The organism is Corynebacterium sp. HMSC064E10 (assembly GCF_001812505.1).
GTDB classification, from domain to species: domain Bacteria; phylum Actinomycetota; class Actinomycetes; order Mycobacteriales; family Mycobacteriaceae; genus Corynebacterium; species Corynebacterium amycolatum.
This window is the reverse complement of record NZ_KV809170.1, coordinates 94,342-110,884: the sequence shown is the minus strand read 5'-3', so window position 1 is coordinate 110,884 and position 16,543 is coordinate 94,342. Positions and strand designations below refer to the sequence as shown.

At 60.1% G+C, this 16,543-nt stretch carries 11 protein-coding genes; 8 read left to right on the top strand and 3 right to left on the bottom strand.

The window, feature by feature from the left end; translation table 11 throughout:
• Window positions 1-73: 73 nt before the first annotated feature.
• The 8 genes from HMPREF2860_RS00475 (at window position 74) to HMPREF2860_RS00440 (ending at window position 12,338) form a co-directional block, all read left to right on the top strand.
• Window positions 74-2,305: a 3-hydroxyacyl-CoA dehydrogenase NAD-binding domain-containing protein gene (locus HMPREF2860_RS00475; protein ID WP_070628437.1), complete on the top strand. Its 2,232-nt coding sequence runs from the start codon at window positions 74-76 to the stop codon at window positions 2,303-2,305.
• Window positions 2,306-2,749: 444 nt separating this feature from the next.
• Window positions 2,750-4,027: a PDDEXK family nuclease gene (locus tag HMPREF2860_RS00470; RefSeq protein WP_168164987.1), complete on the top strand. Its 1,278-nt coding sequence runs from the start codon at window positions 2,750-2,752 to the stop codon at window positions 4,025-4,027.
• 31 nt (window positions 4,028-4,058) lie between these two features.
• Complete coding sequence (locus HMPREF2860_RS00465) at window positions 4,059-4,817, top strand: MOSC domain-containing protein (protein WP_239393065.1); 759 nt, start codon at window positions 4,059-4,061, stop codon at window positions 4,815-4,817.
• Window positions 4,818-4,865: 48 nt separating this feature from the next.
• Entirely contained in the window at window positions 4,866-6,482 is a 1,617-nt protein-coding gene (locus HMPREF2860_RS00460) for a protein adenylyltransferase SelO family protein (protein ID WP_070628434.1), read from the top strand.
• A gap of 527 nt (window positions 6,483-7,009) precedes the next feature.
• Window positions 7,010-8,755: a peptide ABC transporter substrate-binding protein gene (locus tag HMPREF2860_RS00455; RefSeq protein WP_070628433.1), complete on the top strand. Its 1,746-nt coding sequence runs from the start codon at window positions 7,010-7,012 to the stop codon at window positions 8,753-8,755.
• Window positions 8,756-8,759: 4 nt separating this feature from the next.
• Entirely contained in the window at window positions 8,760-9,686 is a 927-nt protein-coding gene (locus HMPREF2860_RS00450; RefSeq protein ID WP_038626862.1) for an ABC transporter permease, read from the top strand.
• Complete coding sequence (locus HMPREF2860_RS00445) at window positions 9,679-10,659, top strand: ABC transporter permease (protein ID WP_070559823.1); 981 nt, start codon at window positions 9,679-9,681, stop codon at window positions 10,657-10,659. The genes HMPREF2860_RS00450 and HMPREF2860_RS00445 overlap by 8 nt, the downstream gene beginning before the upstream one ends.
• Window positions 10,656-12,338, top strand: a complete 1,683-nt coding sequence (locus tag HMPREF2860_RS00440) for a dipeptide ABC transporter ATP-binding protein (protein ID WP_070432084.1) — start codon at window positions 10,656-10,658, stop codon at window positions 12,336-12,338. Before HMPREF2860_RS00445 ends, HMPREF2860_RS00440 begins: the two co-directional genes overlap by 4 nt.
• A 209-nt stretch (window positions 12,339-12,547) precedes the next feature.
• Here the strand turns inward: HMPREF2860_RS00440 and HMPREF2860_RS00435 are convergent, their stop codons facing one another.
• Genes HMPREF2860_RS00435 through kdpC form a run of 3 tightly spaced genes read right to left on the bottom strand, consistent with a single transcriptional unit; the run spans window position 12,548 to window position 16,538 of the window.
• Window positions 12,548-13,291 carry a response regulator transcription factor gene (locus HMPREF2860_RS00435; protein WP_049181799.1) on the bottom strand — a complete coding sequence of 248 codons (744 nt, stop codon included), beginning with the start codon at window positions 13,289-13,291 and terminating at the stop codon, window positions 12,548-12,550.
• Window positions 13,292-13,297: 6 nt separating this feature from the next.
• Window positions 13,298-15,901: a sensor histidine kinase gene (locus tag HMPREF2860_RS00430; RefSeq protein WP_038626891.1), complete on the bottom strand. Its 2,604-nt coding sequence runs from the start codon at window positions 15,899-15,901 to the stop codon at window positions 13,298-13,300.
• Window positions 15,902-15,947: 46 nt separating this feature from the next.
• Window positions 15,948-16,538: a K(+)-transporting ATPase subunit C gene (kdpC, locus tag HMPREF2860_RS00425; protein WP_048734312.1), complete on the bottom strand. Its 591-nt coding sequence runs from the start codon at window positions 16,536-16,538 to the stop codon at window positions 15,948-15,950.
• Window positions 16,539-16,543: the final 5 nt, after the last annotated feature.

Genomic DNA, 16,543 nt, shown 5'->3' with positions numbered 1-16,543 from the left:
GCAAACCGGAACGAAACTCACAGCGACAATTACCGCGGCCACACCGCGATAACCACAAAGGACTGACTGATTTATGAGCACAGATAACATGTTCCGGTGGGATCAGGACGACGCCGGAATCGTCACCCTCACCATGGATGACCCGAATGCGCCGGTCAACACCATGAACAAGACTTTCCAGGACGACATCCGCGCCACCGTGGAGCGCCTGGAAAACGAAATTGGCGACGGCTCTGAGACCTCCATCAAGGGCATCGTCATCACCTCTGCGAAGAAGACCTTCTTCGCAGGTGGCGACATCAAGCAGATGTCCAAGGCCACTGAGGACGATGCAGCTGACATGTTCAACATGGTCGAGGACATGAAGGCCTCCCTGCGTCGCCTGGAGAAGCTCCCGGTGCCGATTGTTGCCGCCATCAACGGCGCAGCACTGGGCGGCGGCCTCGAGGTCGCGCTGGCTGCTAACCACCGCGTTGCGGCTGATGCCCGCGGTTCCAAGATTGGCCTGCCAGAGGTCACCCTCGGTCTCCTGCCGGGTGGCGGCGGTGTCTCCCGCGTCGTTCGCATGCTGGGTATTCAGGACGCGCTGATGAAGGTCATTCTGACCGGCGCGCAGATGAACCCAGGCAAGGCCCTCGCAGCTGGTCTCGTTGACGAGGTTGTTGCTCCGGAGCAGCTCATTGACACTGCTCGAGCATGGCTGACCAGCGAAGATGCCAAGGCCGCACAGCCGTGGGACGAGAAGGGCTTCAAGATTCCGGGCGGCGACCCGAAGACTCCTAAGTTCGCAATGAACCTGCCGTCCTTCCCGGCAAACCTGACCAAGCAGCTCAAGGGCTCCCCGATGAAGGCTCCGCGCCTTGCGATGCAGGCTGCCATCGAGGGCTCTCAGGTCGACATCGACACCGCACTGCGTGTCGAGTCCCGCTACTTCACCGAGCTGGTCACCGGCACTCAGTCGAAGAACATGATGCAGGCGTTCTTCTTCGACCTCAATCACGCTCAGGGCGGCGGCTCCCGTCCGCTGCAGGCTGACGGCACCCCGTACCCGAAGTGCGAGTTCAAGAAGGTTGCCGTCGTTGGTGCCGGCATGATGGGCGCAGGTATTGCATACGTGTGTGCAAAGGCTGGCATGGAAGTTGTCCTGAAGGACATTTCCCTGGAGAACGCCGAGCGTGGCAAGGCCTACTCTGAGGGGCTGGAAGCGAAGGCTCTCAAGCGCGGTCGCACCACTGAGGAGAAGTCCGCAGCACTGCTGAACCGCATCAAGCCGACCGAGTCCTACGACGACCTGTCCGACGTCGATCTGGTCATCGAGGCCGTCTTCGAGAACACCGACCTCAAGCACAAGGTTCACGCCGAAATCGAGGCCGCGGTTCCGGAGACCTGCATCCTGGGCTCCAACACCTCCACCCTGCCAATCACCGAGCTGGCTTCCCACGTCAAGCGTGAGAAGGACTTCATCGGTCTGCACTTCTTCTCCCCGGTGGACAAGATGCAGCTGATTGAGATCATCTCCGGCGACAACACCGACCCGGCAATCCTCGCCGCTTCGCTGGACTTCGCTGTTGCAATTCGCAAGATTCCGATTGTCGTTACCGACTCCCGCGGTTTCTACACCTCCCGCGTCATCGGCACCGTCATCAACGAGGCCCTGCGCATGGTTGCCGAGGGCTACGACCCGGCCATCATCGAGGCCGCTGGTCGCCAGGCTGGTTACCCGGCACCGCAGCTCCAGCTTGCCGACGAGCTGAACCTCAAGCTCATGGAGAAGATCGCTGGCGAGACCCGCGCTGCCGCCGAGGCCGCAGGTCAGACCTTGGACGAGGGCGGCGTGCCGGCTCTGGTCGAGGCCATGCTGCACAAGTTCGAACGCCCGGGCAAGCTCGAGGGCAAGGGCTTCTACGAGTACGTCGACGGCAAGCGCTCCGGTCTCTGGCCGGGCCTGTTCAACGAGCTGCGCGAGGAGCTGAACATCACCCCAATCGCTCCGGAAGACACCGACCTGCAGGAGCTGGTCGACCGCATGCTCTTCATCGAGGCCATCGAGACTCAGAAGTGCGTCGACGAGGGCGTTCTGCTTCACGACGCCGACGGCAACATCGGCTCCATCTTCGGTATCGGCTACCCGGCCTGGACCGGTGGTACTCGCCAGTTCATCAAGAACTACGACGGCGCCACTGTCGTCGACCCGGCTGCAGCTCACCCAGAGCGCCGCGGTGTCGCAGGCTTCGTCGAGCGCGCCGAAGAGCTGGCCGCTAAGCACGGCGAGCGCTTCAACGCTCCGGAATCCCTGAAGAAGTAGGGCTCTTTTCACCCCGGCTAGCTAGTTCACTAGTTCATACGGCTTAGGCCATACAGCACACCAACCAGCCCCGACCGGCAGTTTTTAACTAACTGCGGGTCGGGGTTTCGGCTTTTCGAGGGAAGGTTGGTGGACTTGGATCCGTCGTAAAGCGAAAACAACGGTTATCGCCATTTAACAGGGGTGTTTTGACGCAGACTCGCATGTTTGGTGGGCTTCAAATTAGAAACTCCCAGGTCAGCTCCCTGGATTTGGGCAAAAAAAGGCACCAAACATGCGAGTCTAGGTAATTTTGACCCTTGTAAACGCCTTTAACAGTTACTTTTGGATCTGCAGTCTGGCTCAATTGATGTGTTATCCACAGTCCGAAAACTATCCACAGAAAGTTGATTTACAACGGTCTTTGGCCAGCGGGCTTCCGCACCATCGATGAGAATGTCCGCCATGCGGAAAACGAGCGAGCTCATTTTCAATTCCTCCGGAATTGTGCACCTGCGAGAACAGACTCATATCAGCCGAAATACAGCACGAGGGATTCTCAGCCGGGCGGTCGAGCGCGGTGAACTTGTTCAGTTGTTTCGGGGCACTTACGCGGATGCACGAATATGGCCATCTAACAGCGATTTTCCACGAGGAATTCTTGCCATTAAGGCGGAACTCATCCGGGCACGGATTCAATGCATTGCCATTTCACAGGCACACCCAGATCGCGTATTAACCGGAATCGCAGCAGCGCTGATACATAGCCTGCCACTGCTCGATATTCCGCAAACGCTGACGCTCAGTTCCAGTGTAAAAAGTGGGTCGTCGACACTTAAAACACACCATGGCCTGCAATTTCACCAGAATTACTTAGCATTGCCCCCAAGTGCCACGACCACCATCGATGGCGTGCGGGTCACTACTCTGGCGCGAACCGTGGTTGATATCGCTGCTGCTCAGCCGCGCGTCGACGATGCCACGCGCCGCAAACCCGAGGTCTTTCGACGCTTTGCCGAAGCTATCGCGCTTGCCGACGGCGCCCTGCGTGGCTCGGTCGGAACACTTGGCTCGACGGGAATGCAGCCTCAGCAAGCTCTGCCGTGGCCGGAGGCGCCGCCGCGCTTTAAGCCATCAAATTGGGACATTGAACAGGAGTTTCCGCAGCTCGCAGCGCCGCGGCACGTGGCCATTTCCAGTACTGATTTCTTACCCCACGTGCACGACCAACGGGGTCGAGTGCGTGGGCCCCGCATGCTGGAGGTGCTGATGGTGGCATCGCCGTGGTCGGAAAGTGCATTTGAGTCGGTGACAAAGGCGTTGCTCGTGGAGCTAAAGCTGTCATTTGTGCAGCAACCACGAATAGTAGATGAGGCCGGGGTGTTCGTTGCGCGTGTGGATTTCCTGCTTCCGGCTCACGGAATCATCATCGAGTGCGACGGGCGAATGAAGTACGAGCCCGCGCAATCGAGAATGCAATCAACAGTGCAATCAGAAACGCGCGCTGGCGCCGGCCAACACCACGCGGGCACAGCAAGCATCTGGCATGACCGGCGTCGCGACTACCAACTCACCAACCTCGGCTACGCCATCATCCACCTGACGTGGGATGCGATCTTTGACGGCTCGGCGGCGGGCATGATTCGTAAGGCATTGGCAGCCTCAACGACACCGCGCGGACGCTGGTTTGATGCCATTACCGCACTTCCAAAAGGCGCATATAAATTCTCCTTTTCTGGCTAAAACGCTTCCAGTCACATGGCAGACTCAAAACATGAGCCCGCAGACCCAGCCAAGCCACCAACGACCAAGCCACCAACGACCAAGCCACCCACAGCCGAGCCACCAACTCCCAGAACTCATCGGCCGAGTGCGCCGAGTCCGCACAGGCCCGGCAGTGACGCAAAAGTGGAGCGGCCGTGAAATCAGCACCGGCGCGGCCAAAGCACCACGCGCAGACCGCGTAATAGCCACAGAAAACGGCCTTGACGGCGACGCCCAAGGCAACTTGAAGGTCCATGGCGGACCAAACAAAGCGATGTGCTGCTACCCATTGGAGTTCATGGCTCAGTGGGCGGCTGATGGATTCGATTTACCGGAGGGCGCTTTCTTCGAAAATCTCACGCTAGAAGACCTTCCTGACCAGGTGGTTTATCTGGGTGACATCTTCGAACTGAACGATCTGACAGTCCAGGTCACGCAACCGCGTCGTCCGTGTGCCACGGTCTCGGCACGTTGGAGTGACCGCCGACTGCCCAGGCTCATGCAGTCGAAGTCCCGTTCCGGCTACTACCTGCGGGTCCTTCATCCCGGCACCATCGCTGAAGGTGACACCATGCGGCTGGCCAAACGTCTTCCAAGCGCTGTCTCTGTTGCAGAGACCAATCGCGTCATGAACATCGACCGCCAGGACATCGAGGGCATCCACCGTCTCCTCGCCGCCCCTGAGCTTCCGGAGCGGTGGCGAGCAACGCTCTATCGCCGCTTGAACGGCGAGTTTGAAGACGACACCGCTCGCCTCAGCAAGCCCTGAACATAAAAGCGCATATTCTCAATCCGGCCTACCCGTTAAACTGCGCACATGGCTAGAAACGTCGTTGATCTGCCCTCCGCACTGCCTGAACTCGCTATCGACCAGCAGGGGTTTGACGCCCCATCGCCGCAGCTCGTCATGCTTAACGAGGAACTCGCGACCCAGCTCGGTCTCTCCCCACAGTGGCTCCGGTCAGACGCTGGCCTGAAGTTCCTCACTGGCCGCGGAGTCGGCAAGGAAACCGATACCCCACCCGGCGCATACACAACCCCGGTGTCCACGGCCTACGCCGGCCACCAGTTCGGTAACTTCGCAGGCCTACTCGGTGATGGTCGCGCGCTCTTGCTTGCCACAGTTGAGGCTGAACCGGGGCTGACTGGACTGCCGGATTACCCCAAAGAGACAACCCGCAGCGACAACACCCAGGCCTACGAGATTCAGGCGAAAGGCACCGGCCCCACACCCTTCTCCCGTGGCGGTGACGGCAAAGCCACGCTGACCTCCGCCCTGCGGGAGTACCTCATCAGCGAAGCCATGTATGCGCTCGGCATCCCCACCACCCGCGCGCTGGCGGTCATCAAAACCGGCGAAGAGATTTACCGCGGCTCGCAAACCCCATTCGACAACACCGACCCCACCACCGAACTTCAACCGGGCGGCATTGTCGTGCGCGTAGCATCCAGCCACCTGCGAGTTGGCACGTTCGAGCTGGTCGCACGCTCCGGAGCGGACACCGGAATCATGGACCGGCTCATCGACTTTGCCGCGCAGCGGCATGGCTACGAGGGTTCGGCGGAATCGGTTCTCCGGGACGTCGTCAAGCGGCAAGCCAATCTCGTTGCGGCGTGGCTGGCCTGCGGTTTTGTCCACGGCGTGATGAACACCGACAATGCCAGCATCGCGGGCGAGACCATCGACTTTGGGCCGTGTGCGTTTCTGGATGCGCACGATCCGCGGGCGGTGTTTAGCAGTATTGATCGCGGCGGTCGATACGCGTACGGCGCGCAGCCAACAATCGCGGGGTGGAACATGTCGAAACTCGCGGAGACTTTGCTACCGCATTTCGCAGGCACCCCGGAGGATGCCCTCGCACGCGCCCGCGACATCCTGGGAGAATTCGCCGACGAGTTCACCGATGCGCTCAGCCGCAGGTGGCTGCCCAAGTTGGGGATTCTCCCCTCGCTTTACGACGACCCGCTGGCCATCCCCTTGGTACAGCAGTGGCAGGCGTTGCTGGCGAAGTTTGGGCTCGACCACACGAATGCTCATCGGGCGCTGATTGAGGCTCTGGCCGATGGTGATGGGCAGGATTTCACTGCGCTGACCGCGCTGACCAGGCTGTCTGATGATTCTGCGCTCCCCGCTGCCGCGACTGAGTGGGGGCAGTTGTGGCAGCGGACGCGGGAGGAGCTGGGAATCGACCAGACGACGGCCCTGGCACTTATGGAGGAAACAAACCCACTGTATATTCCGCGAAACTACCTGGTCACGGAAGCGTTAGCGAAGGCAGGGGCGACGGGAGAAGCAGGGGCGGGAGATTTGGCCGCCTACCGGCACCTGCTGGAGGCGGTAACCAACCCCTTTGAGTTGCAAGACGTCCCAGCGGGGTTCACTGAGCCGGCACCGCGGGAGTTGGGGGCTTTCCACTCGTACTGCGGGACTTAATGCGCTGGCTTGGCGGCGCTCCGGCGCCCCTCTACCAAGCCCCAAAGCCCACTTCACGACACGGGTGTCACCTCGTGTCAGCTGTGGAGGTGGCATGAGGTGACATAGCTGTCGTGAAGTCGCGGATGGGGCCCGCGGACGGGGCCCGAGGATGGGACCAACGCGAATAAGCCCAACGCGGACGGAGCCTGGCTGAGCGCCAACGTCGCGGAGCACCAGAGGACAACCCCTGCGGGGGTGCCAGGGTGTCACAGACTTTCACCGCTGCACAGAATTAACTCCCCAATCGAGGGTAAAAGACACCGTCAAATAAGGGATGGTTCGCCTGATCAATACTCATATGTTTTTTGGACTTGTAAGGTTAGAGACTGTATTGAACGGTCGTATCCAAACCTTAGAATCCGTCACAACCAAAGGTTTCACCACCACCATTGCTAAGCAGCTGGGAGGTGGGTAGCTGAGTCGTTTGGAGTGAGCCGATCACCAAATTCATATCGCCTAGCTGGCAGAATCTAGAAAGGCTCGCGATGCATAGACCCGTTGCCTCCGGCCCCTTCCACACCCGGCAGGAACTCCGGCGGAAGCTCCGACAGCGAGAGAAGTTCCGTGCCACAAAACTGCACGCAACAGCGCTCAGCGAAAAAGGAAAGTTCACGCTGCATGTCCGCCAAATCCTGGCGGCTTTGCTGGCAATTGTCCTACCGGGCGCTGCACTTGCTGCCTGCAGCACTGACCAGCAACAGGTCGGCGCCGGGTTCATTGTGGTTCAGAACTCCGAACCGCAGTCGCTGCTGTACACCACTGACACCAATGAAACCGGTGGTGGCGATATCCTCCGCGTGCTCTACTCAGGTCTGGTGCGCTACGACACCGACGGCTCGATGATCCTGGACCATGCGGCAGAAATTAAGCCCAACGAGGACTCGACTCATTTCGACATCACGCTGAAACCGGGCTGGACCTTCCACAACGGCGAACCCGTCACCGCGCAGAGCTACATCGATGCCTGGAATTACGCTGCCTACGGCCCGAACCTGCAGAAGCAGCAGTCCTTCTTCGCCAACGTGCAGGGCTTTGATGCTGTCTCGGGAGAAAAGGCCACGGAGAAAACACTCTCCGGTCTGAAAAAGGTCGACGATCTGAAGTTCACCGTAGATCTGACCACCCCAGATTCCTCCTTCCCGCTCAGCCTCGGCTATGTCGCGTTTATGCCACTGCCGAAGGCAGCGTTCGAAGACAAGAAGGCTTTCGGTGAACACCCCATCGGCAATGGTCCCTACAAGATGGCCGAAGGTCGTGCGTGGCTGCATAATAACCAGCTGACCTTGGTCAAAAATGATAACTTCGCCGGTGAGCACAAGGCTCGCAACAACGGTCTGGTCTACCGCTTCTACTCGGACATGGACACCGCGTACGCGGATCTCCAGGCAGGCCGCCTGGACACGCTGCCGCGCACCATTCCACCGACGGCGATGGCCAGCTTTGAAACCGACTTCCCTGACTCCAGCGCAAACGTCCCAACTTCCTCAGCGCAATACTTCGCAATTCCGCGAAATCTGCCAGGCTTTTCGGGTGAAGAGGGCAAGCTCCGTCGTCAAGCAATTTCCATGGCGTTTGACCGCCAGCTCATCACTGACAAGCTTTTCTTCGGCACGCGCACCCCGGCGCGCGAATTCAGCTCACTGACGCTCGGTGACTTGGATCCGAATGTGCCTGGGCAGGATGTGTTGAAGTACAACCCGGACAAGGCTCGCAAACTGTGGGCCGAGGCCAACAAAATTGCGCCGTTTACGGGCTCGTTCGATATTGCCTACAACGCCGACGGCGGGCACCAGCAGTGGGTTGAAGCGGTGACCAACATGATTGGTGAAACCCTCGGAATTGAATCTCACGGCAAGGCCTACCCGACCTTCAAGCAGCTGCGCGATGAGATCACTAATGAGACCCTGACCAGCGGCTACCGTACCGGCTGGTCAGCGGACTACCCATCGGTTGCCAACTACATGATTCCGCAATTCGCCACCGGTGGTTCCGCGAATGACAACCACTACTCGAATCCGAAGTTCGACAAGCTCATTCAGGAAGCGTCCTCGGCAAAGAGCGCAGAGGAGGCCAAGCCGATTTACGTCAAGGCTCAGTCTGTGCTGATGGAAGACCTGCCTGCAATCCCTCTGTGGTATCCGAATGCTTCGGTGGCGTGGAACCCGAAGCTGCGTAATGCCGTGGTGATGTGGGATGGCATTTTGGACTACCCAATGATTGAAAAGGACTAGCGCCATGGGTTGGTATATCGGAAAGAGACTCCTGCAGATGGTGCCGGTCTTCTTCGGTGCCACGCTGCTGATTTATGCGATGGTCTTCGCCATGCCCGGTGACCCCATCGCCGCATTGGCCGGCGACAAGCAGTTGCCGCCGGAGCAGGTCGCTGCGCTGCGCGCGCACTACCACCTGGATGAACCCTTCTTCGTCCAGTACTGGGAATACTTAAAGGGCCTGTTCACACTGGATATGGGCGAGACTTTCTCCGGCCGCTCAGTCGGCGAGGAAATTGCTCTGGCCTTCCCCATTACTATTCGCCTGGCACTGATGGCCGTTGCCATTGAGGCAATCTTCGGCATCGGCCTTGGCGTCATCGCAGGCATGCGCAAGGGCGGCTTCTTCGACTCCACCGTCCTGGTTCTGTCCCTGCTAGTCATTGCAACTCCGACCTTCGTGCTCGGCTTCGTTGCCCGCTACCTCTTCGGTGTGCGCTGGCACATTGTCTCCCCCACTGTCGGTAGCGATGCGTCCTTTACTTCCCTGCTACTTCCGGCATTCGTGCTGGGTCTCGTCTCGGTTGCTTATGTTCTGCGACTGACGCGCTCGGAGGTTTCGTCGGCACGCCATGCTGACTTCGTGCGCACCGCCCGCGCCAAGGGCTTGCCAACCTCTGAAGTCACCCGCCGCCACATCTTGCGTAACTCGCTGATTCCCGTTGTGACCTTCATCGGCGCTGATCTCGCCGCTCTGATGGGTGGCGCAATCGTCACCGAGGGCATCTTCAACGTGCCCGGTATCGGTGGCCTGATCTTCCACGCCGTCCAGATTGGTGAAGCTCCCACCGTGGTCAGCATCGTGACCATCCTGGTGGTTATTTACATGTTCGCCAACTTGCTCATCGACTTGCTCTACGCAGTCCTGGATCCGAGGATTCGTTATGCCTAAGCCAGATTCGACGCAGTTAGATTCGACTCAGCCAGAAAAGCAGGCCAACACCGCACAGGCCAACACCGCGCAGGCACCAAATCCGGCGACGAACCCCGACCACAAGCAGTTGCCGGATACCCCGCCACTGGGGCTCTGGGGTTCGGCCTGGCAAAACCTGCGTTACCGCCCACTGTTCTGGATTTCCGCATTCATCATTTTGCTCTCCATCGCAGTGGCCGCGTTCCCGTCGCTGTTCACCTCGGTGGATCCGTCGGCAGCTAACCTGCGCGACTCCCTGGCACCGGCCCGCGAAGGCCACCCCATGGGCTTCACGCAGCAGGGCTATGACGTCTACGCCCGTGTCATCTACGGTGCCCGCGCCTCGGTCATCGTCGGTATCGGCGTCACCCTGGCCGTGACCATCGTCGGCATCATCCTCGGCGCAATCGCCGGCTACCTGGGAGGATGGGTCGATGCGGTGCTCTCTCGCATCACGGACATGTTCTTTGCCATTCCACTGATTCTGGCCGGCATCGTGCTGATGCAGCTGTTTACCGAACGCACCATCTGGTCCGTGGTCTTCGTGCTCGCTGCTTTCGGCTGGCCGCAGATGGCGCGCGTGGTGCGCTCCTCGGTGATTTCGGTGAAGAACGAGGAATACGTCACCGCTTCCAAGGCGCTCGGTCTGTCCAACACTGGCATTCTCTTCCGCCATGTGCTGCCGAACTGCCTCGCCCCTGTCATCGTTATGGCCACGACTTCACTGGGTATTTACATCGTCGCCGAAGCCACGCTGTCCTACTTGGGCATTGGCTTGCCAACGACCACCGTTTCCTGGGGCAACGACATCTCTGTCGCACAGCAGGTGCTCCGCCAGGCCCCGTCCAACCTGTTCTGGCCAGCACTCGCCCTGGCGATTACCGTTCTCGGCTTCATCCTCATGGGTGACGCTTTGAAGGATTCTCTCGACCCGAAGGAGCGTCGTCGATGAGCACTGACACTAACAAGACCGCGGCACCAATTCTCACCCTGAAGGACGTCTGCATCGGCTTTCCGACGACCACAGCGTCCGGCCGCCGCAGTAAATCGTTGACCGATGTGGTGCACAACGTCGACCTGGAGGTTTTCCCCGGTGAGACGGTTGCCATTGTCGGCGAGTCCGGCTCTGGTAAGTCCACCACTGTCCACGCCGCACTGGGGCTGTTGCCCGGTGATGGTGAAGTCACCGGTGGCACCATCACCTTCGATGGCCGTGACATCACACACTTGACGGACCGCGAGTTTGTTAGCATCCGCGGCAACGGCATTGGCCTGGTCCCCCAGGATCCGATGACCAACCTCAATCCGGTGTGGACTATCGGTTCCCAGATTAAGGAGGCGCTGCGCGCCAATAACATCGCCACTGGCTCTGAAGCTCACAAAAAGGCGATTGAGCTGCTGGAACAGGCCGGCCTGCCGAATGCTAAAAAGCGCATCGACCAATACCCGCACGAGTTCTCCGGTGGTATGCGCCAGCGCGCACTTATCGCGATGGGCTTGGCCGCGCACCCAAAGCTACTGATTGCCGATGAGCCCACTTCCGCGCTCGACGTGACCGTGGCGAAGAAGATCCTTGACCACCTCGACAAGCTCACTAGCGAACTCGGCACGTCCGTGGTGCTTATTACTCATGACCTCGGTTTGGCTGCCGAGCGCGCTGACCGACTCGTCGTTATGCAAGCAGGACGTGTCGTGGAGACCGGCCCTGCCCTGGAAGTCCTCACTCGCCCGCAGCATCCATACACCAAGCAGCTGATCGCGGCGGCTCCGTCGCTGGCTGCCCGCCGCGGTGATCGCGTGGTGGCGGCGCCGACGACATCGGATGCGGATCAGAAGGAGATTCTGGTCGCGAAGAACTTGGTGCGCGACTTTGCCATCCCCGGTGACCGTCCGTGGCGCAAGGATTCCTTTCGCGCCGTCGATGACATCAGCTTTACGCTGCGCCGCGGTCGCACCATCGGAATCGTGGGCGAGTCCGGTTCGGGTAAGTCCACTGTCGCAAATATGGCGCTGGGGCTGCTCGATCCGACAGAGGGCGAAGTGCTTTTCGACGGTAACCGCGTCCAGGGCCGGAATCGTAAAGAGGAGCTCGAGCTGCGGCGTCGCATTCAGCCGATTTTCCAGAACCCGTATGCGACGCTGGACCCGATGCGCACGGTGCATTCCTCCATCGAGGAGCCGCTGCAAATTCACAAGATTGGCACCAAGCAGGAGCGTGAGCAGCGCGTATTCGAGCTTCTCGACCGCGTCGCGCTGCCCGCGGAGATGGGTCGCCGCTTCCCCGGTGAGCTGTCGGGTGGCCAGCGTCAACGTGTTGCGATTGCGCGTGCACTGGCCCTGAACCCTGAGGTTGTGGTCTGTGACGAGGCGGTGTCAGCCCTCGACGTGGTGGTTCAGGCTCAGGTGCTCGAACTGCTTGCTGAGCTGCAGGAAGAGATGGATTTGGCCTACCTCTTTATTACGCATGACCTCGCTGTGGTGCGGCAGGTGGCTGATGAGGTCATCGTGATGGAGCACGGCAAGATGGTTGAACACCGTCCTACCGACGATCTCTTCGACCACCCGGAGAAGGAATACACCCAGCGGCTGCTGGACGCTATTCCGGGCGCTTCGCTGGATTTGGATCTGTAGCTAGGCGGTGCCGCCCCCCCCCACAGCACTTCACTCCACCCTCTGGGCTGGGGCAGATCGCACTTCACGACACCTATGTCACCTCGTGCCAGCTGTGGAGGTGGCATGAGGTGACATAGGTGTCGTGAAGTCGCGAGGAGAGGCAGGCAGGCGAGCGGGAAGGCGGGAACGTGCAGGCGGGCAAGCAAGAACGGGCAAGCAGCCGGCTGCTACTCCTCGTCCAGCACCATGCGATAACCGACCCCCACCTCAGTGCGCAAGTACTTGTTGTGAGCCTGCTGAGGCTCAATCTTGTGGCGCAGCTGGGAGATGTAAACGCGCAGGTAGTTGGTCTCTTTTTCGTACTGGTCACCCCAGACGGCCTTGAGAAGCTCCAGTTTGGTCACCAGTTCGCCACGATGCTGCACCAGGTAGACCAGGATGTCCCACTCGCGCGGGGTCAGATGCACGAGCTCGTCCGCCACGAGAACTTGCCGTTTGGCCAGGTCAACCATTAGATGACCATCTGCGGAGGTCACCTTCGGCACCTCTTCGACCACTACTTTGCTAGCACGCCGCATGGTTGAACGCAGCCGAGCCAACAACTCCCCCATCGAGAAAGGCTTGGTGACGTAGTCATCGGCCCCTTCATTGAGGGCGTTGATTTTCCCCGCCTCGTCGTGACGTGCGGAGACAATCAGCACTGGAATATCGCTCCACCTGCGCAAAGAACGCAGAACTTCCAGGCCACTGACATCGGGCAAGCCCAGATCCAGGAGAACGGCGTCGGGCTTCCACTCGCTGACCGCGGCTAACGCCCGCGTGGCCGTTTGCGCGACACGTGGCTCGTAACCGCGGGCTTTTAAACTGACAAGCACAGTGCGGGCCATGGCGACATCATCCTCGACGATGAGTATCTTTCGCCCGGGTTTGTTGCCAGCCTGACCAGCGGGTTGTCCTGAACTGAGATTCATGGAATCCTACTTTCTCTCGCCCATTGCACGCGGCAACGTCAGCACGAAGGTAGCACCGCCGCCGGGTGTCTGTTCGGCGCGGATGGCGCCTCCCATGGCGTCGGCAAAACGCGAGGCGGCGGCAAGTCCCAGACCAAGGCCCTGAGATTGTGCCGAGTAGTCGCCAAGGCGTTGGAACGGTTGAAAAATCTCCTCCAACTTATCCTCCGGGATGCCCTTACCGTGGTCAATGATCAAAATGTCTATGCATGCGCTCGCAGCGATAGCACCCAGCGAGCCCATAACCGGCATGTCGGCGGGACCGCGCACACCGCGCTCGCTGGGCCGCGTACGAATGGTCAGGCTCGACTCCGGTGCGTACTGACGGCCGTTGATGACGATGTTGGAAACAATGCGCTGGATCAGCCCAGGATCGCCTTCCACCATGCAGGCGTCATGGTCAATATCGCGGTCAATGTGACCTGCGGCTTCCGGCAGCTCCGCACATACCGCGTCCACAACATCGGAGACGCTAACCGGCACACTTTCCACCCGCTTGGTGCTGGAGTCGATGCGGCTGGCATCGAGTAGGTTGCCAATGACCACCTCTAGGCGGTCAGCGGAACTCTCGATTGTCTCCATGAGGATGAGACGCGTTTCGTCGTCAAGCTCAACGTCCTCCATGTTCATGCTGGAGATCGCAGCCTTGATGCTGGCCAGCGGTGTGCGCAGGTCATGTGAAACGGCGGTCAGCACCGCGCTGCCCACGCGGTTGCCCGCCTCGAGGGCAGCGGTGGCGCGGCGCATCGCGGCGATTTCCTCCATGTCCATGAGCGCCCGGATGCGGGAACCGTGAGCCGCAATCATGGCAGTCTCAGCGGCGGTGAGTTCACGGCCACTGAGCACAAAGCGCAGGTCATCGCCGGAGCTGACCTTAGTCATCGGCAGCTCTGTCGGCCACGGTTCGGACAAGCCGTGTTCGGCGGTGGTGACAATGGTCAACCACTTCTTGCGCTCTGAGGAGTAACGCTGCACGTCCACGCGCTCCATCGAGAACGTATCCGCCAAGCTGTGGACCAGGTTGGACATGTTGTCGCCATCGTGGACGACACCGTGTGCCAACTCGGACATTACGACTGCCTGATGCAAACTCCTGTCCGCCATCTCGCGGCGGCGCTCGGAACGCTCCACCACCGTCGCCACAGCCGCCGCAATCACACCGAAGAGCAGGATTTGAGCCAAGCTGGCCGGCTCGGTGATAGTCAGGGTATTCACCGGAGCGGTGAAGTACCAGTTTGCCAGAATTGAGGAGACCACCACTGCCGCCAGCGCTGGCACCAACCCTGCCGCCATAGCGGCGAAGACTATCGGCATTAGATAGGTCAGCAGCAGCACGCCCAGGAACTCCGGGCCGGTGTCCAGCTGGTAGAGCAGCAACGTCAGTAGCACTGGCCCCACCAGTGCCAGGAGCCAACCGGTGATGCGTCGCTCCTTGGAAAAGCGAGAGCGCAGTTTCTTGCGCCGCTTGGCTTTCTTCTCTGAGCTTGAGGAGATGATGTGCACATCGATGGGCCCAGCCTGGTCGATGATGCGCTGCGAGGTACTTAAGCCCACATAGCGCCGCAGTCCTCGCTCCGAGCCAATGACCAGCTGCGATGCATTGACCGTGCGGGAGAACTCCAGCAGAATTCCCGGCACATCATCGCCCACGATGGTGCGCCACTGCCCACCCAGCGACTCGGTGAGATCCTGCAGCTTGCGCAGCCGACGCAGATACCCGCGGTCAAGGCCGTCGTCCTCGCCGGTAATGTGCACGACAATCATCTCGCGGCCGGCCACGCGACCGGTCATACGAGCACCGCGGCGAATCATGGACTCCGCGTTCTCATCATCGCGCACGGCCACCACGACGCGCTCACGCGTGGTCCAGTGGTCGTCGATCTCCTCGTCTTCGCGGTAGGCATCGAGCACCTCCTCGACCTTGTCAGCCAGCCACAAAAGTGCCAGCTCACGCAGGGCGCTGAGGTTGCCCGGGCGGAAGTACTTGCGCAGCGCTAGTTCCGCTTGCTCCTTGCGGTAGATTTCGCCGCGAGACAGGCGGATGCGCAGGGCGTCCGGGCTCAAGTCGATGAGCTCAATCTCGTCCGCATCGCGGAGGACACGGTCGGGTACCGTCTCCATCTGGCGCACGCCGGTGACGGCCGCAACGACGTCGTTAAGCGATTCCAAGTGCTGGATGTTCATCGTCGAGATGACGTCGATGCCTGCGTCGAGAAGCTGGTAGACATCGTGCCAGCGCTTGCGTTGCTGAACGAACTCGTTGTCCGGCTCATCGGTAACGACGGTGTGCGCGAGCTCATCGACGAGGGCGACCTCGGGACGCATCTCGATAATCGCATCAACATCCAGCTCACGATAGGTGTTGCCGCGGTAGGACACCTTTCGACAATCCAACACTGGCAGGCCTTCGATGAGCTTCTTCGTCCGCTCGCGACCGTGGTGTTCCACCAGACCAATGACTACCTCGTGCCCACGGGAGTACAGATCGTGCCCCTCGCTCAACATGGCGCACGTCTTACCCACGCCCGGGGCGAACCCCAGGTAGACCTTCAGTTTTCCTCGCTTGGCCATTTCTTACAGACCTTTACTTGCCATACCTTGCCCAATCGCAGGATGCTTACTGTCCGTCTGTCAGAGCGGCGTTCAGCTTTACGACGTTGACCAGTCGCCCACCATCCTGCGAGCCCTGTTCCGTAATTGCGTTTTCACTATTTTCCGAGATCAACCGCTCAACCTCTGCCTGTGGCAGGTTGCGCTCCTTGGCCACGCGCGGTGCTTGCAGCTGTGCGTACTTCTCGGAGATATGCGGATCCAGACCGGAACCGGAGGCGGTGACTGCCTCCACCGGTACCTGGGCCGGGTCGATGCCCTCGCGGGCAGCGACATCGGTGCGGCGCTGTTCGATTTCAGCCTGGAACTCCTTGCTATACGGCGACACGTTCGATGCCGAAGACGACATCGCGTCGTAGCCATTATCCCCCGCAGCAGACGGGCGCGGGTAGAAAAATCCCGGCTTTGTCACTTCTTGGGCAATGAGCTCCGAGCCCTGGGCCTTGCCTGCGGAGTCATACATCATCGAGCCATCAGCGTTATCGGACCAGATTCGCCCCACTACCCAGATTGCGGCTGGGTACAGCAGGCCGATAACCACGGTGAGCAGCAAATATGCCTTGATTGTGGTGGATACCAACCGAAAGTTCTTGTTCATGTCCT